Raw genomic sequence first — 23,664 nt, 5'->3', positions numbered from 1 at the left:
GTAGCCTCAGGACCTGGGCGCGGTCTTTCCGTGCAGCGGCTCCTTGCGGTGCCAATTCTCAAGGATCCTGCCGTCGGTATGTCTCTGCTGTGCCCAGCGGATGCCGTTGGAGATCACCTTCAGGACGTGCTGGTTGTGGTACACCGGATAGCTCTCGTGCCCGGGGCTGAAGAAGAAGATCCGGCCGCGGCCGCGCTGGAAGGTGCAGCCGCTGCGGAACACTTCGCCGCCGGAATACCAGGAGATGAAGACCAGCTCGTCGGGCTGCGGAATATCGAAGGGCTCGCCATACATTTCCGAAGCCTCGACTTCGAAATAAGGCGGCAGCCCCTCTGCGATCGGATGCGAAGGATTGATCACCCACACGCGTTCGAGATCGCCTTCGGGCAGTTCGCGCCAGGAGAGGTTTGCATTCGTTCCCATCAGGCGCCGGAACAGCTTCGAATGATGGCCGGAGTGCAGGATCAGCAGGCCCATGCCCTTGAGCACCCGCTGCTGGATCCGGTCGATCAGCCCGTCGCTGACCTCTTCATGTGCCACATGACCCCACCAGAGCAGAACGTCGGTATCTTCAAGCAGCGAATCCGGCAGACCTTCTTCCGGGTCATCCATGGTTGTGCGGCGGATCTCGAGGTCAGGCCTTTCGATCCCCTTGGCGATCGCACCATCCATCCGGTCGGGGTAAAGCTTCTGCACGATCTCATCGGTCTTCTCGTGCCGGCCTTCGTTCCAAATGGTCACTTTGATTGTCATTTCACTTTCCTCAGGTGGTTTTAAGAGATTGCTGCCGGACGAACGAGGCGGCCGGCCGTGTCGAAGACGTGACAGCTATCGGGATCGACACGCAGGGAGACGCGATCGCCGGGGCGGAGAATCATGTCGCCCTCGGTTCGAACGATCAGAGGGTCGTCCCGGCGACCGACGGTGAGATAGGTTTCCACGCCAAGCCGCTCGACAAGCTGAACCTCCGTCTCGAACGTCCCCTGCCCGTGAGCCGCAAGCTTCAAATGCTCCGGGCGAACGCCGAGCCGCACCTCGCCCTGCGGTATCCGGCCATCCAGATCCGCAAGGCCGAGTTCGAGCCCGATGCCGCTTGTGAGCGCCGCCCCGGAGCCGTTGCGGCTGGCCGTCATTGGGATGACGTTCATCTTCGGCGAGCCAATGAACGTGGCGACGAATTCGTTTTCGGGACGGTGATAGAGCTCCATGGGCGCGCCCTGCTGCGCAACCGTGCCCTTGTTCAGCACGACGATCCGGTCGGCCATCGTCATAGCCTCGACCTGGTCGTGAGTGACATAGACAACGGTCGCCTTCAATTCGCGATGCAGGCGCTGCAGTTCGGCACGCATCTGGACTCTGAGGGCAGAATCGAGGTTCGAAAGCGGTTCGTCGAACAGGATGAGCGACGGTTTCTTGATGATCGCCCGGCCGATCGCCACGCGCTGCCGCTGGCCACCGGAAAGGGCAGCCGGGCGGCGATTAAGGTAGTCCGTCAGCTGCAGGATCTCGGCGACACCCTCCACTTGCTTGCGGATTTCGGCCTCCGGAACCTTCTTCAGGCTGAGCGAAAAGCCGATATTCTCCGCGACGGTCATATGCGGATAGAGCGCATAGGACTGGAAGACCATGGCGATGCCGCGCTTGTCGGGCGGCACATCGTTGATGCGCTGGCCGTTGAGGATGAGGTCGCCGTCATCGATCCCCTCAAGACCGGCGATCATGCGCAGCAGCGTCGACTTTCCGCAGCCGGACGGGCCGACGAAAACGGCAAACTCTCCATCCTCGACGGTGATATCCACGCCCTTGATGACTTCGAGCGCACCGTAGAATTTACGAACATTATTCAAAGTAATCATTGTTGTTGCTCTTTCTTCATCGGCTAACCCTTCACGCCACCGGCAAAGGTCTGCACCAGGAAACGGCGGGCAAAGCCGAAGGCGACGACAGCGGGAAGCAGGTAGATGAACGCCAGGGCAGCAAGAAAACCGTAATCAACAGTATTCACCCGCAGATAGGCCCGGAACAGGCCGAGCGGCAGCGGCTGCAGCTCGGGCGAGGAGAGGAAGGTCAGGGGAAGCAGGAAATCGCCCCAGGCGGAAATGAAGGCGAACAGGCCGGCCGCGGCAAGGCCCGGCAGCGCCAGCGGCACAAGCACGCGGCGGATGCGCTGCACCATCGTCGCGCCGTCCATCAGCGCCGCCTCTTCATAGTCCCTGGGCAGGCCGTCGAAGAAGGTCTTCATGATCCACAGCGCCAGCGGGAGCTGCATTGTTGCGAGGACGAGAATAATGCCGAGATATCCGTCGATGAAGCCGGTCCAGCGCATGATGGCCCGCGTGGAACTGCCGAAGATCGGCCGCAACATCGCCGCCTCGGCAAGATTGAGCGTGAGCAGGATCTTGTAGAGCGGGACGACGAGCGCAGTCGGCGGCAGCACCCTGATCAGCAGGATCCCATAGAGAAACGGCAGCTTCCACCAGGCCGTCGTGCGGGAAAGCGCGTAGCCGCCAAGCCCGGCGAGCACGATAACGACAGCCGTCGAACTGCCGACGATGAACAGCGAATTGAACAGCCACCGACCGCCATCTTCCTGGATGAAGATCCTGGCATAATTGCCTAGTGTCCATTGCTCGGGCCAACGGAGAAACAGTTGCGCATTGCCGTCAAGGGAGGCGAGAAACACCCAAAGGAATGGAATGGCGCAGAAGATCGAGATGAGCGAAAGCGTTGCATAGGCCAGAAGGTCGCCCTTCACTTTGTTTGCGCTTTCCGCCGGGGAGATTGCAGCCATCCTAGACCTCCACCTTCATGGCCTTGACGTAGCCGACGCCGATCACAACGGAGATCAGCAGCACCACGACGGCGACGGCCGCGCCGTAGCCAAGCTGATATGACGTGAAGGACTGATTGTAGATGTAGATGCTGATGAGCTCGGTCGCTCCGCCCGGTCCGCCGCGCGTGAGCGCGTAGACGAGGCCGAACACGGCGATCGTCGAGACGGCGGAGATGAGCATGTAGAGCAGGATGGTGGGCATCATCAGCGGCAACGTGATGCGGCGGAACGTTTGCATCGGAGTTGCACCATCCATCCGCGCCGCCTCGTAGATTTCGCCGGGAATGGTGCTGAGGCCGGCGGTCAGAAGGATCATCGCGGTGGCGATACCGCGCCAGGTGTTGACGACGATGATCATGGCAAGCGGGAAGGTGTTCAGCCAATCGGAGGGTTCGACACCGAAGGATGCAACGATGCGGCTCAGCGTCGCTTGTTCGCCGCCCGCCAGCATCGAGATCCACATGAAGCCGGCCACGACCTCGGGCGCTGCATTGGGCAGCAGGATGATCGAGGCGAAGACCTTCCGGAAGCGGATCGACCGGCCAAGCGCCATCGCCGAGACGAGTCCGAGGACGAATTGCCCTATGATCGCCGAGCCAAGCACGAAAAGGAAGGTAACGAGAAGCGAGTTCCAGAACTTGGTGTCGTTGAGGAGGCGGGCGTAGTTGCGAATCCCGACGAAACGCGGCGTCAGAGCGCCAGCACCGGTCAACGCCTCATTGGTGAAGCTCAGATAGACGGAATAAACTGCCGGATAGATCACGAAGGCGAGCAGCAGCAGCATCGAGGGCAGCAGGATCAGAAACAGCTGCCGCCTGATCCGGGCTTCGTGGAAATTCTTTGCGGGCATTGCGCAACCGTCCCTATTCGGCGGGAAGAGCGAGCGCTGTCGCCTCTTCCCGCTGGTTCCAAGATTGAACGGATAGGTTATTTCACCATGTCGTCGCCGAGCGTCTCGCTGACATAATCGACGAGGATCTTCTGTGCACCGGCAGCATCCGTCTCCTTGCGCAGGAGTGCCTCGGTGGCACGCGCGACGCCCTCGGAGACGGCGGAGAAACCGGGGGCGGAATTCAGAAACACGCCCTTCTCGACGGCCGCCAGAACAGGCACGAGCGCGGTGAGCTTCTGAAATTCGGGATCGCTCGTGGCGTCCTTGCGCCCGGGTATGTTGCCGAGGCGTTCCGAGTAGGCGACATCGGCCTTGACCGAGCCGAGTTCGAGCAGAACCTTCTTGGCAAGATCGGGATCGGAGCCCTGTGCGTTCACGCCCCATGCGCTATCGATGTCGACCAGGACATGCTCGCCGCCGTCTTTTCCGGGCATGGTCCATGTGCCGACGGCCTGCGTGACGTTTGGAATCGGATTCTTGCTCTCCGGACCCCAGTCATAAATGTAGCACCAGGAGCCGCAGGTCGTGGCGACCAGCTTGCCCTCGGGGAACATCTGGTATTTTGGCGTCACCCATGGCTCGGGGCCAAGCAGGGGCTGGACGGGCATCAAATCGCTGTCGATGAGATCCTTGTAGAAGCCGAGCGCATCCTTGATGCCATCGCCCTTCAGGTTGAGGGTGCCATCGTCATTGGCGATCTGTGGCGTTGAGCTTCCGACGACGAGATATCTGAACCCCTCGGCAAAGGCACCGCCGCCCCAGGTCACGCCGGCCGGAAACAGCAGCCCATAGGCGCCGGTCTTTGCCTTGATTTCCTTGGCGCGATCGAGGAGATCCTTCCAGGTCTTCGGCTGCTCCGTGGAGATGCCGGCCTTTTCCAGAATGTCGCGACGATAGTAGAGCTGCTGCACGCCCAGCATGGCCGGCAAGACGTAAACGTCGCCATCGGGTCGCGTCACGAGCTTCTTGGAGACATCGAACAGCTGGCTATAGCCATCCCAGGCCCTGAATTCGGTGGTGATCGGCGCGAGATAACCTGCCGCCACCATATCCGCGACATCCTGCCCGGCGGGAGCGGTGAACAGATCTGGTGCATTGCCGGCCCGAAGCTCGGTCAGCAGCTTCGACAGATAGTCTTTCTCCGGCGCTGGATATTCGATGACCTCGATCGTCACGCCTAGCTTCTTTTCGATGTCCGGAACGACGACCTTCAGCGCATCGATGCGCGCCTGACGATGTTCGGCAATTCGGATGGTCTCCGCGTTGGCGGCGCTCATGAAAACTGACAGGCCGGCGACGCATATGCCGGCCATGAGAAAGCTCTTCAGCATCCACCCCTCCCATGGGTTCTTCTTGCGATCCTCCATCGCCACGGAAATGTACACACGTATGGCATTGATTTTCAATAGCGTGATTAGGTCGCCGCCAAATTCTCAATTATCAGGCTGTTTTATATTGAAAATTTTTTCATGTCCGGTTAGATCGTTTTGCGCATACGTGTGCATAAATGGAGGAAACTATGTCAAATCCCGTTCGCCTGGCCGTGATCGGAGCCGGGCTGAAAGCCGCCGAATACGCCCGGAGCTGGGTTCGGATGCCTGAGATTGAATTTGCAGCGGCGGCGGACGTCAGCGTCGCATCGCGCCAGCGGTTGGCCGACATCTGCACGAGCGCAGGACGCAGGGCACCGCTGGAATTCGATGATTTCCGGATCATGCTTGCGCAATGCAAAAACAAGCTGGATGCCGTCTACGTATCGACGCCGCATGCCTTCCATGCCGAACAGGCACTGGCCGTAATCGAGGCCGGCCTCGACCTCTTCCTCGAAAAGCCGATGGTCACCACCGTGGCGGAGGCCAAGGCGCTCATCGAAGCCAGAGCCAGAAACAACAATGTCGTCGTCATCGCTTTCAACGGCGCGCTGTCGCCACTCGTGCGCGACACCCACAGGCGGGCGGCCGCAGGTGAATTTGGCGAGTTGGTCAGCGTCTCGGCAACCATCTGGGAGGGCTGGTCTTCGAAATATGACGGCCAGTGGAAGCAGAAACCTGAACTATCCGGCGGCGGCTTCATGTTCGATACCGGCGCGCACATGATGAATACCGTGTGCCTTCTCGTTCGCTCCGAATTCGAGCGTGTCTCGGCCTACATGAACAACTACGGTAAGCCCATCGATATTACCTGCGCTGTCGCGGCACGACTTGAGAACGGCGCATTGGTCACGTTCAACGCCGCCGGCGAAGGCCCTCCCGGCTGCGCCTCGCACATGACGCTGTTCTATTCCAAGGCCATCGTTCGAATAGACGCATGGGGCGCCTGGCGCGAAATCGAGCTGGACGGAAGGCCCGGCACGCGTGAGATTGCCGAGGCCACTCATCAGGAGAGCCCGCTGAAATCCTTCCTTGCCGTCCGCCGTGGCGAAGAGGAAAATCCCTCGACCGTCGAGAATGGGCTTCGCTTTGCGCGCCTCTGGGATGCTATCAAGGCCTCTGCAGCACGCGACGGAGAATCGGTCAGGATTTCCGACATCGGCTAATCTTTAGGAAGCGGAAATGAACAAGCGCATCACCTCGAAGGAAATCGCAAAGCTCGCCGGCGTTTCTTCGTCGACGATCTCCAGGGCTTTCTCGGGCGATGCGCGGATCAGCGACCGGACGAGAAAGCGGATCATGTCCATCGCCGACGAGCATGATTACCGCCCGAACGCGATCGCGCGTTCGTTGAACAGCCAAAGATCGCAGCTTGTCGCTCTGGTCGTGAACTCGATCGAGAACCCGTGCGAAGGGCAGCAATTGCAATATCTGGTCCAGCGGCTGCAGGAGCGGGAATTGCTGCCGATCCTCCTCTGCTGCGCCGGCTATGATGACCGGGCGCATCTGATGCGGATGGCGTCCGCCTATCAGGTGGATCACGCCGTCATCTTCTCCGACATGGTGTCCATGGCCGATGCCGTTCAGATCTTCAGAACCGCCCGGCCGATCATGGTGTCGTTTGAGCCTATTTCCGATCCCAACATATCACAGCTCATCGTCGACGGATCGAAGGCGGCGGCCGAAGTTGTCGCCAAGGCGGTAGCTTCCGGGCGAAGCCGTTTCGCATATCTCACCGGCCGCAACTCCAGCTGGATCGACAAGCAGCGCAAAAGCTGGTTTGCCGATGCGCTCGCCCAGCACGGCCTCAGCTTCGTCGCGGAAAGCCATGGCGACTATTCCTACGAATCAGGCTTCAAGGAGGCCGTCGTGCTGCTTCGCCGATCGTCGATCGATGCGGTCGTCTGCGGAAACGACGTGATGGCAATCGGCGTTCGAGATGCGGCGACACGCGTGCTCGGCAGGAAGGTGCCGGAGGATCTCGCGATCATCGGGCAGGATGGCGTCAACCTCGCTATGTGGGAATGCAACGATCTGACCACGCTTGCGCTCGATATCAACGCCTACATGGATACGATCGTCGGCTTCATCGAAGATCAGGTCCTCGGCAAGGATGGCACTGCAACCGTAACCCACGAATACACGGTTCGCTGGGGCTCTACCTGCTGAAATCCCCGCGCGTCCGCTTCGCCAGCGAAATTGCCATTGCCTGGCACTTCATGACGCAAGGCTTGTCGTTGCCATGGCGAGCGCGACATAGCGGCCGATCTTGGCGATAGCGACCAGCAGAAGAAACGTCGGCAACGGTTCGCGCAAGGCGCCGGCAACCACGGTGATCGGATCGCCGACGATGGGAAGCCAGCTTGCCAACAACGACCATCGCCCATAGCGGCGATACCATCCCTGCGCCCGTTCCATGGCGCGATCGCCGACCGGAAACCACGATCGATGGCGAAAGCGCTCGATCCATCGTCCCAGCCCCCAGTTCGCCAGGGAACCGAGCACATTACCGAGGCTTGCGACTGTAACCAGCGCCAAGACCGGGTAACTCTCCGTCAGTAGCATGCCGACAAGCACGGCTTCGGATTGCATGGGCAGGATCGTCGCAGCAGCAAGCGCCGCCAGGAATAGGCCGAAGTAAGCTGCAAGATCGATCATGCCGTCTCTATCTTTCACGCGTGCCTTAGTGTCAACGTATCCGGACATATGCTTTGGCTCACAGCCGAAGCTCAAGAGGAGATCGGTTTTAGGGCGAGGAACAGTCGTGATGCCGGTAGGTCTGTGGTAAGCGTCGCTCCGCGTTCGCCCGGCGGATAACACCTCCACACTTCGATATGGATTGAATGATCAATGAATCCGGTCTCTGACGATGCCTGGTCTCCATGGCGGCCCTCCGAACTTGCAAGCCGACTGAAGCACGCCTCCGGACTCTGGTATGTGGTCGGCGGATGGGCACTCGACCTTTGGCATGGCAGACAGACGCGAGAGCATGAGGATCTGGAGTTTGCGATACTGCCGGAAAGCGTGCCGGAGTTTCGCGAGATATTGAAAGAGCTCGATTTCTTCACCGTTCATGCAGGGGTCATCGAGTATCTTGAGCCCGGCAGATCGCCGCCGCCACATGTCTCGCAGCTATGGGGCCTCGATTCCGGTACCGCGCGCTGGCGTGTCGATATGATGCTCGAAAGAGGAACGCCGTCGACCTGGATCTACAAGCGGGACACATCCATCCAGGCGCCCCGTTCCGAGATAATCCGGATCAGCGACACGGGAATACCCTATATGGCGCCCGCCGCCGTGTTGCTGTTCAAGGCGAAATATCTTCGGGACAAGGATGAGGCGGATTTCGCACTAGCCCTGCCCCGCCTCGATCCCGCGGAAAGAGAAACGCTCCGGCTATGGCTCGAGCTCGTCCATCCAAACCACCAATGGCTGGCAGCACTTTGATCCGCTGACCGGCAATGCGCGACTGAACAGACGAAAGCCCGCGCAGCAGGGCGCGGGCTTGCTGATAGCCTGTCCAGCCTAGCGGCGCGAACCGAAGGGACGAAGCGTCATGTGGCGGTTGACGTCCTTGTAGAGCAGATAGCGGAACGGCTCCGGGCCACCGGCATAGCAGGCTTGCGGGCAGAAGGCGCGCAGCCACATGAAGTCGCCGGCTTCCACCTCGACCCAATCCTGGTTCAGGCGATAGACCGCCTTGCCTTGCAGCACATAGAGACCGTGTTCCATGACATGGGTTTCGGCGAAGGGAATGACGGCACCCGGCTGAAGGGTGACGATCGTCACATGCATGTCGTGGCGCAGGTCGGACGGATCGACGAAACGGGTCGTCGCCCAACGCCCTTCGGTGCCGGGCATGACGGAGGGCGCGATATCCTTCTCATTGAGGATCAACGGCTCCGGATGATCCAGCCCCTCCACGGCCTCATAAGCCTTGCGGACCCAATGGAAGCGCGCATGAGCGCCCGAACGATTGTGGAGCGACCACTTCAGGCCCGGCGGCAGGAAAGCATAGCCGCCCGGCTGAAGAATGTGCTTGCCGGTCGGCAGCGTCAGTTCGATCTCGCCATCGACGACGAAGAGTACGCCTTCAGCTTCCGGATCGAGCTCCGGCCGATCGCTACCGCCGCCCGGCGCGACTTCCATGACATATTGCGAAAACGTCTCGGCAAAACCGGAAAGCGGGCGGGCAATCACCCAGCAGCGCGTGTCATTCCAGAAGGGCAGAAAGCTGGTGACGATATCCTGCATGACACCTTTGGGGATGACCGCATAGGCCTCGGTGAAGACGGCTCGTCCCGTCAGCAGATCGCTTTGTGGCGGATGGCCGCCAAGAGAGGAATAATAGATTCTTTGCATCGTCTCGCCCTTCGTTCTCAGAATTTCCCGGGAGGCTCCAGCGCTCGCCTTCATCTCGTCAATGGATGGCGGCAAAGCCTTAACACCGCGTCACTTCGCTCCCGCTTTTTCCAACAATGCCGCAATCTTGTCGTAATCGCGGCCACGAGCATGCTGGAGCGGTGTCACACCTTCACGATCAGCGATATTGACATTTGCTCCAGCAGCGACCAGCAGCTCGACGATTCGCAGATGACGCGGACCACCGTCACTGAGGATAATCGCCTCCAAAAGCGCGGTCCAGCCGAGCCGGTTGACGTGGTCGACATCGACCCCGGCCCTGATCAGCGTATCGACGGTCTCGACATGGCCGCGCTCGGACGCCGGAATAAGCGCCGTGCCGCCGTAGCGATTGACGCTCTTCAAATCGGCGCCATGCGCAAGTGTAAGCTTGAGGATTTCGAGATGGCCGCGGGCGCCGGCACAGAGATAGGGGCTGTCTTGAATATCGTCCTTGGCATTGACGTCCGCGCCGGCCTCGATCAGCGCGCGTGCGGCGTTCGCCCTGTTGCCATGCGTCGCCACGAGCAAAGCAGTCGCGCCGCTTGCGTCCCGCGCATCGATATCCGCCCCGCCGGCGAAGAGTTGCTGGATGGCCGCAACGTCATCTGCAGCAGCCGCTTTGTGCAATCGAAGGTCCATGGAGTTACCGTTGGCGAGGACAGGAAGGCAAAGGGCCATAAGAAAGACCCAGACCGACAGAAAAGCGAGCTTCCGCACACGCCGCCGCTTTGTCAGGTCGGGAGCAAGGTCAACATCAAAAGACTGTATCATCGGCTAGGCGCAGTTCAGGCGCGGCATGTCCTTGACGCGAGGATAGTCATAGGCATTGACCTTCGAGGTCGTATAGCCCGCACCCACAAGCGCTTCCGCAAGCTTGATGGCGGCGGTGACGCCGTCGATGACCGGAATGCCGGTTGCCACCTGCAATCGATCGCAAAGCGAGGACATACCGGCGCAGCCGAGAATGATGGCTTCGGCGCGATCTTCACGCTTGGCGCGTTCGATTTCCGCGATCAGCAGCCGTTCCGCCTCGGCCGGGTCTTCCTCCAGCCCAAGAACCGGCAGGTCGATGGCCCGAACATTGCGGCAATGGCGTTCGGCGCCATAGTCGCTCACCAGATCCTCGATGATCGGAATGGAGCGCGGCAGCGTCGTGATGATCGAAAACCGGCGGCTTATGGTCATGGCAACCTGCACGGCCGCCTGGCAAATGCCGATGACCGGTCCGCGGGCGACTTCACGCGCCGCATGCAGGCCGGGATCGTCGAAGCAGGCAACGACATAGGCATCGATCCCAAGCGTCTCGCCCTTGCGGATCTCGGCAAGCATTCCGGGCACCGCGGCAGCCTCGTCGGCGCCACCTTCAATGCTGACGGGTGTGTCAGTCGGATTGACGGCCGAGACTTGCGTCCCGAGCTGCTTGACGCGCAGGGCACTGTCCAGCGCCTGCGCAGTCATAGATGCCGTCGAGTTCGGATTGATGAGGCGAATATGCATGGTGTGGGACCTTTCATCCATCCTTAGTCGCGCTGCGGCTTGACGAAATCGGTAATTGGCGGCGCCTTGAGGACGAACTGGCGGTCGGAGACGATGTAGTTGTCAGCATGCAGGCGAGCGATCGGCTGATACTGCTCCGGATCGACGTAGTGGCCTTCGGCGTCGAGGCAGTTGCGCCGCACATGCATATGGACCACCTCGCCCAAAACCAGCGTGCGGCGCGGGTAATCGATCAGCCGCTCGACCCTGCATTCAAACACACAAGGGGATTCCTCGGCATAGGCTGCATCGATCTTGCGGCAGGGGGTCGCCGTCAGGCCCGCCATATCGAGCTCATCGACCTCATTATCAAAGCCCAGGCCGCAAACGAGCATCTGCTGTGCGATCGCCATGTCCACCATGTTGATCGAGAACTCCTGGGTCCGCCTGATATTGGCGACCGTATCCTTTTCCTCGCCGTTCAGGCGCGGCTGTATGCCCAGAACCACGATCGGAGGGTCGTGCGAGAAGACGTTGAAGAAGCTCATCGGCGCCGCATTGTTATGCCCAGCCGCCGAGCGCGTCGTCACCAGCGCGATCGGGCGCGGCCCGACGAAGTTTGTCAGAAGCCGGTATCGGCTTTGAGGCTCAAGCTCGGCAAAGTCGAATTCCATTGCGCCATCCTGCATGTCGATTATGATCTACAATATAATTATATATTGTAGACAATTTTGCAATCGAAAACCGATTGTAGTGATTGACTTTTTCCCGCGCATCACGCTTCTCTAGCCATAACGAGGAGTGAGATTCATGGCCGACCAAAACGGGGTCTCTGTTCAGCAGATTGTCGAGAAAGTTTGGCTGTCCATCGCTGAGCGACGGCTCAGGCCCGGCGTGCAGCTCAAGGAAGAGCAGCTGGCAACCATCTTCAACGTCAGCCGTGCCCGCATCCGGCAGGCTCTGGCCGTGCTGCAGCGTGATGGCCTCGTCAGCATCATTCCCAACCGCGGTGCCTTCGTCTCCAAACCTTCCGTAGATGAGGCCCGCGATGTCTTCTTCGTGCGACGCACCGTCGAGCGTTGCGTGGTGGAGCGGCTTTGCAAGGGAATCTCCAAGGCCGACATCAAGCGCCTGCGCGACCATGTCGCCAAGGAGCGGATCGCCAATACGCAGGACATCACCACCGACATCATCAAGCTTTCCGGCGGCTTCCATCTGCTCCTGGCGGAGACCGCCGGCTCGGATTTCCTGTTCGCCACCATGCGCGACCTGATCGCCCGTTCCTCGCTGATCACGGCCATCTACCGCAACACCAACCGCTTCAATTGCGGGCCTGACGAGCACGCCGAAATCGTCGAAGCAATTGTCGGCAACAATGCCGACAAGGCGACGCATCTGATGGCTCATCACCTCGAACATGTCGAATCCGAACTCGACCTCACCGAGATCCGTGACCTCTCCCACGACCTGCGCGCCGCGCTGGCCTGAACCGGTCGAAGCGCCCGCATCCGTCACGCGTCGGCCACGAGATGGCAAGCAACTCGTGTTCCGTTCGATAGCTCGCGGACAGCAGGCACCTCTGCCGAGCACCTGACCGTGGCGAGCGGGCATCGCGGATGGAAGGTGCAGCCGGACGGCGGCTTCAGCGGGCTCGGAACCTCGCCGCTCGCCAGCTCCTGATCGCGCTTTGGCGCGGCGATGCTCGGAATGGTCTGCAGCAGAAGCTGGGTATAGGGGTGGCGCGGATGGGCGAAGAGTTCTTCCGTATCCCCCTCCTCAACGATGCGCCCCAGATACATCACCGCAATGCGGTCCGACATGTGACGCACCACGCTCATGTCGTGGCTGATGAAGAGGTAGGTCAGCCCCAGCTCATCCTGCAGACGGCGCATGAGGTTCAAGACCTGCGCCTGCACCGAAACATCGAGTGCGGATGTCGGTTCATCGCAGACGAGGAATTCCGGTTCGCTCGCAAGTGCGCGGGCAATGGAAATGCGCTGGCGCTGTCCGCCGGAAAACTCATGCGGGAATTTCTCGCCGTCGGAGACGGAGAGACCGACGGTCAGCAGCAATTCCTCGACACGCTCGGTCACCTCGGCTGATGTCTTGCGCAGCTTAAGCTCTCGCAATGGCTCGGCAATGATGTTCTTTACCCGCCAACGCGGATTAAGGGAGGCATAAGGATCCTGAAAGATCATCTGGGCAGACAGCGGCGCGCCGCTGCGCCCCAGCGCGAAACGGATTTCGCCGCCCGTTGGCGCGTAGAGTCCAGTCACCAACCGCGCGACCGTGGATTTGCCGCAACCGCTTTCGCCGACAATGCTCAGACAGCCGCCGGCAGGCACAGTGAAGCTGATGTCATTGACCGCCTGAAGAAACTGACGCGGCTTGCGCTCCACCACACGATTGAGCCATGGGACGGAAACATCGAACGTCTTGACGAGACCGTCGACGGTCAAAGCTGCGACGGTGCCAGAGGATGTCGTCATGCGGTGCCTCCCGCGTTGAGCCAACAGGCGCTCGCGCCATCACCGGCCGGGATCAGTTCTGGCCGTTCGCTTACACAGCGCGAGCCGGTGGATTTGCAGCGCGGATTGAAGGCGCAGCCTTGCGGAAGCGCGTCAAGCCGAGGCATCGAGCCGTCGATCTGGTTCAGCTTCTTCACCCGCGCACCGAGCGGGGGAATGGAAGCCATCAGCCCCTGCGTATAGGGATGGCGCGGCGCATGCAGCACCTGCTCCACCGGACCGATCTCGATCAGCCGGCCCGCATATAGGACGGCGACGCGGTCCGCCGCCTCGGCGATCACGCCCATATCGTGCGTCACCAGCATCACAGCCGCCTGCTTCTCCTTGCACAGCCGGCGAAGCAGCGAAATGATCTGCGCCTGGATCGAAACGTCGAGCGCCGTGGTCGGCTCGTCGGCGATGATCAGCTTCGGCGAGGCCGCCAGCGCCAGCGCGATCACTACGCGCTGGCGCATGCCGCCGGAAAACTGGTGGGGATAGTGATTGACCCGCTCCTCCGGCGAGGGAATGCCCACGTCGCGCAGGAGCTGCACAGCTCGCGTCCGTGCCTCCGCCCGGCCGAGCGACAGATGCTGCCGGATCGTTTCGGTCAGCTGTGCGCCCACCGTGAAAAGCGGGTTCAGCGAGGTCAGCGGATCCTGGAAGATCGCGCCGATCTCGCGGCCGCGAATGCGCTCCATCGCCCGGTCGTCGAGCGTGTCGATCCGCTGCTTGCCGAGCCAGATTTCGCCGCCGGCGATGCGGCCGGGACGTTCGAGCAACCCCTGAATGGCAAGCCCGGTCATGGATTTGCCCGCACCCGACTCCCCGACGACGCCAAGAACTTCGCCCGCACGGATGGACAGGCTGATATCCGAAAGCGCCGTAACCGTGCCGCGGCGGTTCGGAAATTCCACGTTCAGGTTGCGGACGTCGATAACCGGCTGTTGTGCCTCAAGCATGGCTCTCTCCACCTCGATCGGATAGCTTGGCGGGAAGATTTCCGAAACCGATGGATGGTTCCAACTCCGCTCGGGATATTTGGCAATCAGCCCGTCGTATTGCGCCTGTGCCTGATCGCGTGCCTTTTCCATGTCGAACCCGGCCAATTGCCGATCCAGCATCGAGACGCGGCCATCGACGAAGACCGCGCGCGTCACCTTGCCGGAGCCGCCGGTGACGATCGTCGTGATCGGATCGACGGACGGTGCCATGATGGTGTCATCCAGGCTGAAGACTGCGATATCGGCGCGGGCTCCCGGCGACAGATGGCCGAGATCGGAACGCCCAAGCGCCCGAGCGCCGCCTAGCGTCGCGGCATCGAAGAGATCGGCGGACCGCACCCGATCCGGTGCATGATCGCTGATACGGCAGGTGATGAGCCCCATCAGCAGGTTCATCAGCATGTCCGGCGGCGTCGTATCGGTGCCCATGGCAATGTTGATGCCGCGCTTGCGACAGCTGGAAAAGGAATTGAGAATCGAGCCGCTGCGGGCCGAGACCAGCGGGCAATGCACGATGGAAACACCATTTTCCGCATAGAGCCCGAGGTCTTCCTCAGTAGCATTCGTGGCATGAGGCGCGATCATCCGGTCACTCAACAGATCATGCTTGGCAAGCCAGACAGGCGCCGTCGCGCCATGCAGCGCCCGCACTGTATCGACCTCCATCGTGCCCTGAGCCATGTGCAGGCGGAATTTGCAGCCGAGATCACGCGCAGCAGCATCGGTGCGCTGCAGAAGCGCAAGCGTCGATGTCTCGACCCGGTCCGGCGCCAGCATGCCACGCACGAGATCGCCATGCCGGCCATTCTGCCGCTCGATATAGGCAATGGCGTCATTCAAGCCGCGAAGCCCGCGCTCTTCATCGAAAACGGGCACCATCTTGCCCGGCGCTTCCAGCACCATGCCGCCCGAACGATAGGCGGGGCTGAGATAGACGCGCAGGCCAAGATCGCCGGCCGCATCGGCAGCGGCATCGAATTCGACGTCGGTCTCGCCCCATTCACGATAGAACAGCGATGCGATGGGGGCGGCTGTCGTAATGCCATTCAGCAGGAGCTGACCGAAGGCAAAGCGCTTCTGGAAAGCAAGCTCTTCCTGAGAATACATCTCGTAAGGACCGGCTTCCACATAGCTGCGAGGCCAGACCCGCCCCTTGGCCCAGCCGGGATGGTTGTCGATGCCGAGGATGGTCGTGTCGAGATCAGACAGGGCGTCGAGATCGATCAGTCCAGGGCTGATCAGCGCATTGCCGAAATCGATGCGACGCGCGACTTCGCCGGGGAAATTATGGCCGACGAAGAGAATGGCGCCATTTTCGAACACGACCTGACCGTTGCGGAGCAGCCGGTGGCCACCGTCCCTGTGGCCGACCACCCAGCTTGCGGTGATCAGCGTGCGCCCTTCCGGCCGGCGACCGAGCGGAAGATTATCCGTTTCCTGCACCATTAGGGCACCTCCACCACGGCTTGGCCCTGGCGTGCCGTCACGCGGCCACCCTTGACGACAAGCGGGCGTGGCGCGATGTCGACGACGGCGTGGGCGAGCGTTTCGCCGGCCAGCAGGGTAAAATCGGCGTCGCAGCCGACCTTCAGACCGTAGTTCTCGATGCGCATGACATCGGCGCCGCCCTGCGACACGATATGCAGCACATGCTCCAGATCGCGATCCGAGCGCAATCCGTTCTTCATGCCGATCACCTGCGCGCGATCGAGCATATCCGGGTGGCCCCATGGCCCCCAGGTATCGCGGATGCCGTCACAGCCGCCGCCGACACGCACGCCTGCTTCCTTGAGGCGCATGATGGATGGCACGGCTGCCGAAGGTGCGCCGGTCGTGAGGATTGCCACATCGAGCTTGGCGATCTCGTCAATCAGTTTCCCGACACGGAGATAATCGTTCATGCCCAGCGCGAAAGCGTGGCTGATCGCCACCTTGCCCTGCATGCCGTTAGCCCGGATGCGCTCGAACATCAGCTCCATGGTGAAGGCACCGAGCTCGCCGGCCTCGTGCAGATGAATGTCGATCGGAACGCCGTGCTTGGTGGCAAGGGCGAAGAGGATATCGAGCTGGCCCTTCGGATCGCGATCGATGCCGCAAGGGTCGATGCCGCCGAGTACCTCGCAGCCCTGGCGCAGCGCTTCGTCGAGCAGCTCCACCGTGCCCGGCATGACCATCACGCCGGACTGCGGGAAGGCGACGATCTCGATATCGATGATGCCCTTGAGCTTCTCACGGGTTTCCCACACGCCCTCGACCAGACGCAGACCATGGGTCGGATCGATATCGACATGGCTGCGGATATGCGTGCCGCCATGCGCCGCCAGACCGATGGCGTGGCGCATGGACTGGCGATGCGGATCGATGCCGATCTCCAGACGGTGCTCTCGCTCGAAATCGATACGTTCGCGCAGGATCGCCGCACGGTTGTTGACATGCCACGGCATGCCCCAGGTGGTCTTGTCGAGATGGGTGTGAGCGTCGATCAAACCGGGTGCGGCGATTGCGTTGCCACCATCCTCGACGGCCATGCCCGGCTCGGCTTCAAACCTCCCGAAACCGGCAATCTTTCCGTCGCGGATCAGGATGTCGCAGGTTTCGCCGGCCATGGGCCTGACATTGCGGAGCAGAAAATTGGTCATGATCTACCTCAGTTTGGGATTAAGGGCGTCGCGCAGCCAGTCGCCGAGCAAATTGACGGCCACGACCAGCAGGCAAAGCTGAATGACGGGGAACAGCACGATCCACCAGGCACCCGAAAACAGGAACTGATTGCCGATGCGGATAAGCGTGCCGAGCGAAGGCTGGCTTGGCGGCATGCCGATGCCGAGGAAGGACAGCGTCGCCTCGGTGAGGATCGCCATGCCGAAATTGAGCGTCGCCGCCACCATGATCGGCGTCAGCGTATTGGGCAGAATGTGCTTTGCCATGATGCGCCGTGCGGGCACGCCGATCAGCCTTGCCGCCTGCACATAGTCCTTGCCGGTCTCGACGATCGCCTGCGCACGCACCGTGCGGGCATATTGCACCCAGCTTGAGAGCGCGATGGCGAAGACGAGCACGGCTGAAGCACCGATTTCCCGCAGACTTTCCGGTAGCATCTGCCGCACGACCGTGGACACCAGGATCGCAACGAGAATGGTGGGAATGGACAACATGACATCGCCGATGCGCATCAGCAGATTGTCGATTAAGCCACCGAAAAAGCCGGCGACGAGACCAGCTATCAGGCCGATCACCAACGACAGCACGACGGAGGCAATGCCGATGACGATAGAGATGCGCGTGCCATAAAGGATGGCCGACAGCATGTCGCGACCTTGGGTATCCGTGCCGAGGAGATAGGGCATCTCGCCGCCTTCGTGCCAGATCGGCGGCAATTCCGCCTTCCACATGTCGAGCTGCGCGCCGTCATAGGGGTTCTGCGGCGCGATCAGCGGCGCCAGCAGCGCCGTGAGGATCAGTATGGCGAGAATGGTCGCGCCGATGACCGCCGCCTTGCTATGGGTGAAGGACCACCAGAGGTCGCTGTTGCGAAGGCGCTTGAACAGCGACGGGCGCAAGGGCTTTTCCAGTTGCGACGTTTCCGACAGTTCCATGGTCATCGAGCGGGCTCCTGGCTTCGATCAGCGTGCGGTGCGCAGGCGGGGATCGATCACCGCATAGGCGATGTCCACCAACGTGTTGAGGACAACAAAGATAAAGGAGATGATGCAGAGATAGGCCGCCATGACCGGAATATCGAGGAAGGTGACGGCCTGAATGAAGAGCATGCCCATGCCCGGCCATTGGAACACTGTCTCGGTAATCAGCGCGAAGGCGATCAACGAGCCGACATTCATCGCCGTCATGGTGACCACGGGCATAAGACAGTTGCGCAACGCGTGGCGAAAATAGATCCGCCAGCGCGGAATGCCGCGGGCACGCGCGAACTTGATATAGTCCGAGCGCAGCACTTCCAGCATTTCGGCGCGCACCAGCCGCATGACCAGCGTGATCTGATAGAGCGAAAGTGCGATCGACGGCAGGATAAGTGCGGCCCGGCCCGTCGGCGTCAGAAATCCCGTCGACCACCAGCCGATCTGCACCACGTCGCCGCGCCCGAAGGCGGGCAGCAGGCCCATGCTGACGGAAAAGGCGAGGATGAGCAGAATGCCGACGACGAAGCTCGGCAGTGATACGCCGATGATGGAGAGGAATTGCAGCCCCTCCGTATACCATTTTCCGCGCTTGATCGCCGTCAGCACGCCAAGGGGAATGCCGAGGAGCAGCGAGATCAGCGTCGCGACGAAAACGAGCTCCAGCGTGGCAGGGAAGCGTTCGGCGATCAACGGCAAGACTTTCTGGCCGTTACGATAGGAGACGCCGAAATCCCCCTCCACCGCATTGACGACAAAGCGGATGTACTGCGTCGGCAGGCTGTCATTGAGGCCCAGCCGCTCGCGAAGTGCAGCGCGGTCCGCCTGAGACGTCTGCTCGCCGACCATCAGTTCGACGGGATCGCCGGCAAGCCGGAAGATCAGAAATGCCAGGAGAGCAACAGCAAGCATGACGAGGATCGCATTGCCGAGACGCTTGATGATGAAAACCAGCATGGGAACCTCTAGGCTTCGCTTCGGTCTCCGGCACACCTGCCCGGTCGACCCTCACGGAATTCTCGTTCGGCAATGGGGAAAGATTGGCGGCAGTAAACGTACGCGAACGCATGCCACTTGTAGCGCCATCATTACTGACAGCCACATCGCAACACGAACATGCGCGCCGCGATCTCCTCCCTCACTCCCTTTGGCAGCCATTAACGCAGATATTCTGAAGTTGTCAACGTGATTGTAGACAATATTGACTACCAATGTTGAAGCCATTGCGCATTCGGCGGCCTCAGCGCGCTCCCGGATGGCGAATAACCAAAGACAGCACCCGCAGAACAATCCCGAGCAGCACAGCTCCGGCCGATAGAGAATATCCATGAAAGAAGAGAGCGCCTCACGGGACCGCGAGACGCTCTCTTTTGCTTTGATATAATGACCTGTCAGCTGTCACTCAGCCATCTGCGTCAGCCAGAGGCGCGGCTTGTTGTCGGCGCGGAAATCGATGCTCTTGACCTTCTTCAGCGTCGCCCAGGCGATCGGTTGCTGATGGAGCGGTATGAGCATGGTCTGATCCTTGGCAATCTTCAGTGCCTGCGCTTCGAGAGCGAGGCGCTTGTCATTGTCCGGCTCTTGCGCCGCCTGCGTCACCAGTTTGTCGAGATCGGGATTGGACCAACCGCCATAGTTGGAGACGCCCATGGCGCCATTGCGGGTGGAAAGAACCTGCGACAGCAGCGAATAGGCATCCAGTGTCGGCTCGTTCGCCCAGCTCAGATTGAAGACATCGGTCTTGCCGTTGCTGCGCTTGGATGTCTGGACCGCGCGCGGACCGATATCGATGCTCGGCTGAAAGCCGCTGCGCTTCAGCATGTTGGCAATGCCGGAGCAAATATCCTCTTCATTGATGCTCTCGTCGTTCATGCAGGTATAGGTGAAGGCGAGGTTCTTCTGTCCGGCTTCGTCCAGGAGCTTCTGCGCAAGCTTGGGATCGGCCGGCTGGTAGGTATCGAGGTCCTTCACGTAACCTGAGATTTCCGGGGCGATCAGCGAGCCGGACGGACGAGCCAGACCGCGCATGACCTTCTTGTTGATCAGCTCGCGGTCGATGGAGGCCTCAAACGCCTGACGGACGCGTAAGTCATTGAATGGATTGGATCGACCGTCTTCCAGCTTTTCCTTGCGATTGAAGGCGACGAAGACCGTGCGCAGTTCCGTGCGCTTCTGCACGCTGATATCGGGCGTCGATTCCAGACGGGGCAAATCCTGAATGGGAGCGGAGTCGATGAAGTCGATTTCGCCGGAGAGTAGTGCAGCGACACGCGTGGCGGCCGAGGAGATCGGCACGAACTCGATGCGATCGAGATTGTGCTTCTTCTGATCCCACCAACTGCCATTGGCAACCAGGACCGTCTTGCTGTCAGGCACGCGGCTTTCGAGCTTGAACGGCCCGGTGCCGTTGGTGTGCATGGTCGTGTAGCCTTCGACCTTCGACGCGAAATCGGTGGGCTTCTCGCTGTTATTGTCCTTCAGCCACTTGGCATTGAAGACGAAGATATTGGTGATGTCGTTGAGGAACAGCGAGGTGGGCGCGGAAACCTCGATATCGACGGTGTGGTCGTCGACCTTCTGAATGCCGACATAGAGCGGAATATTGCCGCGCAGCGGCGAGGCCGGGTCCGAAGCGCGCTTGAACGATGCGACGACGTCATCGGCGGTGAAATCCGCGCCATCGTGGAACTTCACGCCTTGGCGCAGGGTGAAGCGCCAGTGCTTGTTGTCGATCAGCTTCCAGTCCGTGGCAAGTGCCGACTCGACCTTGAAGTTCGCGTCATAGCGGACCAGCCCCTCGTAAATATGGTTGAGAAAGGCAAGGTTCGAGGTGGACGGAACCGAATCCGGATCCAGCGAGTAGATATCTGCTCTGCTGCCCCAGCGCAGCGTGGCGGCATCGACCGGCGCGGTCAGTGCGGCCGTAGCCACTGCGGCGAGAATGAGCTTTTTCCAACGAAACATTGTTTCCTCCCTCTGTTATTTGCAGAGCCCAGATTTAAAGGCCCCTCCCCAATTTGGGCCGGAGTATCGGTGTGACATTCGCTATTGTCAATTAAATTGTTGACAATTATCGTATCCAAAAATCATGCCGATCGGCGCCAAGCCAAACGCTTGGGGATATGGGAGGAAGATATGAACGGCCTGCTTCTGCTGCATGGAACCATCGTGACCGTCGACAAAGAGCGCCGGATCATCGAGGATGGCGGCCTGGCGATTTCCGGAGATCGGATTGTCGAGATCGGAACAGCCGCAGAGCTGATATCCAGGCACAGCGAGAAGAGGGTGATCGATTGCCGCGGCAAGATGATCATCCCCGGCCTGATCGACGCCCATGGCCATGCCGGGCATGCGCTGATCCGCAGCATCGCCGCCGACACCAACGCCATGTGGATGCGGGTGGTGACGCCAGCCTATTATCACTACGTCACCCGCGACTTCTGGTATGCGGACGGGCTCGTTTCGGGTCTGGAGCGGCTTCGCGCCGGCGTGACGACGGGAGCAAGTATCATCACCTCGATGCCGCGCAGCGACGACCCTGTTTTCGCCATTAACCACGCGCGCGCCTATAGCGAAATCGGCCTGCGCGAGATCATTTGTGTCGGGCCTTCGGGCCTTCCCTGGCCGCACCCTGTGACCCGTTGGGAAAGTGGCAAGCCGGAGCGGCGCGAGATTGCCTTCGAGCAGATGATCGAAGGTTCGGAAGCGGTGATAGAAACGCTTGATGGCAGCGCGGACGGACGCATCAGCGTATTCCTGACGCCGTTCACCATCGTACCGTCCGTGGAGCCCTCGAACGCATCCACGCCGGATCAGGCCGTCAATCTCACGGACAGCGATCGCATGCAGGCGCGCAGGGTTCGCGAAACCGCCCGCAAATGGGGCGTGCGTATTCATTCCGATGCCTTTGCCGGACAGATCCGCATGGCGTTTCAGGATAAGGAAAACGCCATGCTCGGACCCGACGTTCACCTGCAGCATTGCTGGGGCATTTCGCATGAGGAGATGGACATTCTGGCCGAGACCGGCACCAACGTCACCCACGCACCGCCCGGCCGTGCAACGCCGGTTATGGAGATGATGGCACGGGGCATTCCTCTCGCCATCACCTCGGATGGCGCCGCCCCCAGCCGGCACTTCGACATGTTCCAGACAGCAAGACTGGCCCAGTCCACGCAACATATCCTGCATAATCACGACCGATACCTGCTGCCACCCGGCAAGGTCTTCGAGATGATCACCATCGATGCCGCCAGGGTCATCGGCATGGACCATGAGATCGGATCGCTGGAGGTCGGCAAGAAGGCGGATATTGCCATCATCGACATGCGCAAGCCGCATCTGATGCCCAACTGGATGCCGGTCCACCGCCTCGTCCATCAGGTTCTCGGAAGCGACGTCGACACCGTGATCGTCGATGGCAAAGTGCTGATGGAGGCCGGCAAGGTGCTGACGACGGATGTCGAGGCCGCGCTTGATTTCGGCCAGCAGGAGGCACTTGCCCTTGTCGAGCGGGCCGGTCTGCAGGCCCATATGCACGATCCCGGCTGGGGAAAGCTGCAGCGAACTTTTGCAGAGCCGATACGGCCCCCACAAGCCCCGGACTGCTGAACTGCCTATTCGACAGAGGATCGATCGCTGATCCCTCGGGCTTCAGCGATCGACGGATACCAATGTGGACGCTGGATTTGAGGAAACGAGCCACCTTTCGATAACCTCGACAAGCAGTGTCGGGCATTCCTTGTGCGGCGTGTGCCCGACGCCCGGCAGGATGCGGCATTCCCCACGCGTCCCGGCTATCCGGCGGGGATGCGCAAGCGATCCGAATTCATCGTGCTCGCCATGGATCACAAGCTGTGGGCAACGAATTGCCTGAAGCGCGGCATCGAGGCTCCAATCGGCAAACTCCGGACGCTGCCACGTGTCGATCCAGGCATGGAGCACCCATTCGGCCTTGTCGCCATGATACTTGGCCAGGCGGCTCATGCTCTCGGGCGACTCGAAGTCTTTTTCCGCTGCTCTGATCCCCGCTAGAGTCCGGTCTTCGACAAAGGCCTGAGCGGCTATGGTGATCACGCCCCTGCACTGCCGTAGCAACCGCGCTCCCGCCCAAACCGCCATGCCGCCGCCGACGCTATGCCCGCAGGCGATGAACTCATCGATCGAGAGAGCCTCACAAAGGAGCGGCACATACTGCTCCGCTTCCGTCGCGACGAAATTGTTGCTCAGCACATCCGTCCGGCGGTCGGACCGACCAAAGCCCAGGCGGTCATAGGCGATGACCCGCCGATTGAGGGTTTGGGCCAGCAACTGCGGAAATTGCCGCCAGAGTGCGACGCATCCGAGCGAGTCATGAAACAGGATCAGCGGCGTACCCGACACTGGATCACGCGGCGCCCAGGACTTGGCGAAAAGCCGGCCACCCGGGCTCTCGATCCAGTGTTCGCTCTCGTTGATCTCACTCACGTCAATTCTCCAGGCCTATGCGTCGTCTCCACCCTATATCCAGCAAGGCCGATCGGAACCACCCCGATGGCTATCAG

At 60.8% G+C, this 23,664-nt stretch carries 22 protein-coding genes and 1 pseudogene; 5 read left to right on the top strand and 18 right to left on the bottom strand.

Annotation, left to right across the window (positions count from 1 at the left end):
* Window positions 1–6: 6 nt before the first annotated feature.
* The 5 genes from A6U86_RS29650 to A6U86_RS29630 all read right to left on the bottom strand — a co-directional run bounded on the left by A6U86_RS29650 (window position 7) and on the right by A6U86_RS29630 (window position 5,053).
* Window positions 7–753, bottom strand: coding sequence for a ThuA domain-containing protein (locus A6U86_RS29650; RefSeq protein ID WP_068399140.1), 747 nt, complete (start codon window positions 751–753; stop codon window positions 7–9).
* A gap of 20 nt (window positions 754–773) precedes the next feature.
* Window positions 774–1,856: an ABC transporter ATP-binding protein gene (locus A6U86_RS29645; RefSeq protein ID WP_068399137.1), complete on the bottom strand. Its 1,083-nt coding sequence runs from the start codon at window positions 1,854–1,856 to the stop codon at window positions 774–776.
* A gap of 23 nt (window positions 1,857–1,879) precedes the next feature.
* A complete protein-coding gene (locus A6U86_RS29640) occupies window positions 1,880–2,791 on the bottom strand; it encodes a carbohydrate ABC transporter permease (protein ID WP_068399135.1) in 912 nt (303 codons plus the stop codon).
* 1 nt (window position 2,792) lies between these two features.
* Window positions 2,793–3,683 (bottom strand): carbohydrate ABC transporter permease, encoded by an 891-nt coding sequence (locus A6U86_RS29635; protein ID WP_068399132.1) that lies wholly within the window; start codon window positions 3,681–3,683, stop codon window positions 2,793–2,795.
* A 77-nt stretch (window positions 3,684–3,760) separates the two neighbouring features.
* Window positions 3,761–5,053, bottom strand: a complete 1,293-nt coding sequence (locus A6U86_RS29630; RefSeq protein ID WP_068399637.1) for an ABC transporter substrate-binding protein — start codon at window positions 5,051–5,053, stop codon at window positions 3,761–3,763.
* 191 nt (window positions 5,054–5,244) lie between these two features.
* Here A6U86_RS29630 and A6U86_RS29625 point away from each other — a divergent pair, with 191 nt between their 5' ends.
* Window positions 5,245–6,261 carry a Gfo/Idh/MocA family protein gene (locus A6U86_RS29625; protein ID WP_068399125.1) on the top strand — a complete coding sequence of 339 codons (1,017 nt, stop codon included), beginning with the start codon at window positions 5,245–5,247 and terminating at the stop codon, window positions 6,259–6,261.
* 16 nt (window positions 6,262–6,277) lie between these two features.
* On the top strand, window positions 6,278–7,264 hold the full coding sequence (locus A6U86_RS29620) for a LacI family DNA-binding transcriptional regulator (protein ID WP_068399122.1): 987 nt from the start codon (window positions 6,278–6,280) through the stop codon (window positions 7,262–7,264).
* Window positions 7,265–7,312: 48 nt separating this feature from the next.
* Here the strand turns inward: A6U86_RS29620 and A6U86_RS29615 are convergent, their stop codons facing one another.
* Window positions 7,313–7,753, bottom strand: coding sequence for a YqaA family protein (locus A6U86_RS29615; RefSeq protein WP_068399120.1), 441 nt, complete (start codon window positions 7,751–7,753; stop codon window positions 7,313–7,315).
* Between the two features lie 192 nt (window positions 7,754–7,945).
* Here A6U86_RS29615 and A6U86_RS29610 point away from each other — a divergent pair, with 192 nt between their 5' ends.
* Window positions 7,946–8,542, top strand: a complete 597-nt coding sequence (locus A6U86_RS29610) for a nucleotidyltransferase domain-containing protein (protein WP_068399119.1) — start codon at window positions 7,946–7,948, stop codon at window positions 8,540–8,542.
* Between the two features lie 78 nt (window positions 8,543–8,620).
* On the opposite strand, the gene A6U86_RS29605 is transcribed toward A6U86_RS29610, so the two are convergent.
* The 4 genes from A6U86_RS29605 to A6U86_RS29590 form a co-directional block, all read right to left on the bottom strand.
* Window positions 8,621–9,457: a bifunctional allantoicase/(S)-ureidoglycine aminohydrolase gene (locus A6U86_RS29605; protein ID WP_068399634.1), complete on the bottom strand. Its 837-nt coding sequence runs from the start codon at window positions 9,455–9,457 to the stop codon at window positions 8,621–8,623.
* A gap of 90 nt (window positions 9,458–9,547) precedes the next feature.
* A complete protein-coding gene (locus tag A6U86_RS29600; RefSeq protein ID WP_141683845.1) occupies window positions 9,548–10,138 on the bottom strand; it encodes an ankyrin repeat domain-containing protein in 591 nt (196 codons plus the stop codon).
* Window positions 10,139–10,273: 135 nt separating this feature from the next.
* Window positions 10,274–10,996, bottom strand: coding sequence for an aspartate/glutamate racemase family protein (locus A6U86_RS29595; RefSeq protein ID WP_068399628.1), 723 nt, complete (start codon window positions 10,994–10,996; stop codon window positions 10,274–10,276).
* A 23-nt stretch (window positions 10,997–11,019) separates the two neighbouring features.
* Window positions 11,020–11,649, bottom strand: a complete 630-nt coding sequence (locus tag A6U86_RS29590; protein WP_068399625.1) for a flavin reductase family protein — start codon at window positions 11,647–11,649, stop codon at window positions 11,020–11,022.
* A gap of 136 nt (window positions 11,650–11,785) precedes the next feature.
* Between A6U86_RS29590 and A6U86_RS29585 the strand changes: the two genes are divergently transcribed.
* Window positions 11,786–12,463, top strand: coding sequence for a GntR family transcriptional regulator (locus tag A6U86_RS29585; RefSeq protein ID WP_068399118.1), 678 nt, complete (start codon window positions 11,786–11,788; stop codon window positions 12,461–12,463).
* A 23-nt stretch (window positions 12,464–12,486) separates the two neighbouring features.
* Here A6U86_RS29585 and A6U86_RS29580 read toward each other — a convergent pair whose 3' ends face one another.
* The 7 genes and pseudogenes from A6U86_RS29580 to A6U86_RS29555 form a co-directional block, all read right to left on the bottom strand.
* Window positions 12,487–13,464, bottom strand: a complete 978-nt coding sequence (locus A6U86_RS29580; protein ID WP_068399116.1) for an ABC transporter ATP-binding protein — start codon at window positions 13,462–13,464, stop codon at window positions 12,487–12,489.
* Entirely contained in the window at window positions 13,461–14,444 is a 984-nt protein-coding gene (locus A6U86_RS35020; protein WP_083197047.1) for an ABC transporter ATP-binding protein, read from the bottom strand. The genes A6U86_RS29580 and A6U86_RS35020 overlap by 4 nt, the downstream gene beginning before the upstream one ends.
* Window positions 14,445–14,456: 12 nt before the next feature.
* Window positions 14,457–15,932, bottom strand: a pseudogene (locus tag A6U86_RS29575) (amidohydrolase family protein); the annotation flags it as partial.
* Window positions 15,932–17,125: an amidohydrolase family protein gene (locus tag A6U86_RS29570; RefSeq protein ID WP_068399112.1), complete on the bottom strand. Its 1,194-nt coding sequence runs from the start codon at window positions 17,123–17,125 to the stop codon at window positions 15,932–15,934. The pseudogene A6U86_RS29575 and the gene A6U86_RS29570, both read right to left, overlap by 1 nt.
* A 3-nt stretch (window positions 17,126–17,128) precedes the next feature.
* Complete coding sequence (locus A6U86_RS29565; RefSeq protein ID WP_068399106.1) at window positions 17,129–18,088, bottom strand: ABC transporter permease; 960 nt, start codon at window positions 18,086–18,088, stop codon at window positions 17,129–17,131.
* Between the two features lie 21 nt (window positions 18,089–18,109).
* Complete coding sequence (locus A6U86_RS29560; protein WP_068399104.1) at window positions 18,110–19,078, bottom strand: ABC transporter permease; 969 nt, start codon at window positions 19,076–19,078, stop codon at window positions 18,110–18,112.
* A 441-nt stretch (window positions 19,079–19,519) separates the two neighbouring features.
* Entirely contained in the window at window positions 19,520–21,085 is a 1,566-nt protein-coding gene (locus tag A6U86_RS29555; protein WP_068399103.1) for an ABC transporter substrate-binding protein, read from the bottom strand.
* Between the two features lie 171 nt (window positions 21,086–21,256).
* On the opposite strand from A6U86_RS29555, the gene A6U86_RS29550 reads away from it, so the two are divergent.
* Entirely contained in the window at window positions 21,257–22,732 is a 1,476-nt protein-coding gene (locus tag A6U86_RS29550; protein ID WP_068399622.1) for an amidohydrolase family protein, read from the top strand.
* A 42-nt stretch (window positions 22,733–22,774) separates the two neighbouring features.
* Here the strand turns inward: A6U86_RS29550 and A6U86_RS29545 are convergent, their stop codons facing one another.
* Entirely contained in the window at window positions 22,775–23,587 is an 813-nt protein-coding gene (locus A6U86_RS29545; protein ID WP_068399102.1) for an alpha/beta fold hydrolase, read from the bottom strand.
* Window positions 23,588–23,664 lie beyond the last annotated feature (77 nt).

The organism is Rhizobium sp. AC27/96 (assembly GCF_001692325.1).
Classification (GTDB): domain Bacteria; phylum Pseudomonadota; class Alphaproteobacteria; order Rhizobiales; family Rhizobiaceae; genus Rhizobium.
This window is presented reverse-complemented; position numbering and strand designations above follow the sequence as displayed.

What these genes read in the sequence shown, in the direction of transcription:
- A6U86_RS29650 (WP_068399140.1), bottom strand. Translation starts at nt 753, where the DNA reads ATGACAATCAAAGTGACCATTTGGAACGAAGGCCGGCACGAGAAGACC.
- A6U86_RS29645 (WP_068399137.1), bottom strand. Translation starts at nt 1,856, where the DNA reads ATGATTACTTTGAATAATGTTCGTAAATTCTACGGTGCGCTCGAAGTC.
- A6U86_RS29640 (WP_068399135.1), bottom strand. Translation starts at nt 2,791, where the DNA reads ATGGCTGCAATCTCCCCGGCGGAAAGCGCAAACAAAGTGAAGGGCGAC.
- A6U86_RS29635 (WP_068399132.1), bottom strand. Translation starts at nt 3,683, where the DNA reads ATGCCCGCAAAGAATTTCCACGAAGCCCGGATCAGGCGGCAGCTGTTT.
- A6U86_RS29625 (WP_068399125.1), top strand. Translation starts at nt 5,245, where the DNA reads ATGTCAAATCCCGTTCGCCTGGCCGTGATCGGAGCCGGGCTGAAAGCC.
- A6U86_RS29620 (WP_068399122.1), top strand. Translation starts at nt 6,278, where the DNA reads ATGAACAAGCGCATCACCTCGAAGGAAATCGCAAAGCTCGCCGGCGTT.
- A6U86_RS29615 (WP_068399120.1), bottom strand. Translation starts at nt 7,753, where the DNA reads ATGATCGATCTTGCAGCTTACTTCGGCCTATTCCTGGCGGCGCTTGCT.
- A6U86_RS29610 (WP_068399119.1), top strand. Translation starts at nt 7,946, where the DNA reads ATGAATCCGGTCTCTGACGATGCCTGGTCTCCATGGCGGCCCTCCGAA.
- A6U86_RS29605 (WP_068399634.1), bottom strand. Translation starts at nt 9,457, where the DNA reads ATGCAAAGAATCTATTATTCCTCTCTTGGCGGCCATCCGCCACAAAGC.
- A6U86_RS29600 (WP_141683845.1), bottom strand. Translation starts at nt 10,138, where the DNA reads ATGGACCTTCGATTGCACAAAGCGGCTGCTGCAGATGACGTTGCGGCC.
- A6U86_RS29595 (WP_068399628.1), bottom strand. Translation starts at nt 10,996, where the DNA reads ATGCATATTCGCCTCATCAATCCGAACTCGACGGCATCTATGACTGCG.
- A6U86_RS29590 (WP_068399625.1), bottom strand. Translation starts at nt 11,649, where the DNA reads ATGGAATTCGACTTTGCCGAGCTTGAGCCTCAAAGCCGATACCGGCTT.
- A6U86_RS29585 (WP_068399118.1), top strand. Translation starts at nt 11,786, where the DNA reads ATGGCCGACCAAAACGGGGTCTCTGTTCAGCAGATTGTCGAGAAAGTT.
- A6U86_RS29580 (WP_068399116.1), bottom strand. Translation starts at nt 13,464, where the DNA reads ATGACGACATCCTCTGGCACCGTCGCAGCTTTGACCGTCGACGGTCTC.
- A6U86_RS35020 (WP_083197047.1), bottom strand. Translation starts at nt 14,444, where the DNA reads ATGCTTGAGGCACAACAGCCGGTTATCGACGTCCGCAACCTGAACGTG.
- A6U86_RS29570 (WP_068399112.1), bottom strand. Translation starts at nt 17,125, where the DNA reads ATGACCAATTTTCTGCTCCGCAATGTCAGGCCCATGGCCGGCGAAACC.
- A6U86_RS29565 (WP_068399106.1), bottom strand. Translation starts at nt 18,088, where the DNA reads ATGACCATGGAACTGTCGGAAACGTCGCAACTGGAAAAGCCCTTGCGC.
- A6U86_RS29560 (WP_068399104.1), bottom strand. Translation starts at nt 19,078, where the DNA reads ATGCTGGTTTTCATCATCAAGCGTCTCGGCAATGCGATCCTCGTCATG.
- A6U86_RS29555 (WP_068399103.1), bottom strand. Translation starts at nt 21,085, where the DNA reads ATGTTTCGTTGGAAAAAGCTCATTCTCGCCGCAGTGGCTACGGCCGCA.
- A6U86_RS29550 (WP_068399622.1), top strand. Translation starts at nt 21,257, where the DNA reads ATGAACGGCCTGCTTCTGCTGCATGGAACCATCGTGACCGTCGACAAA.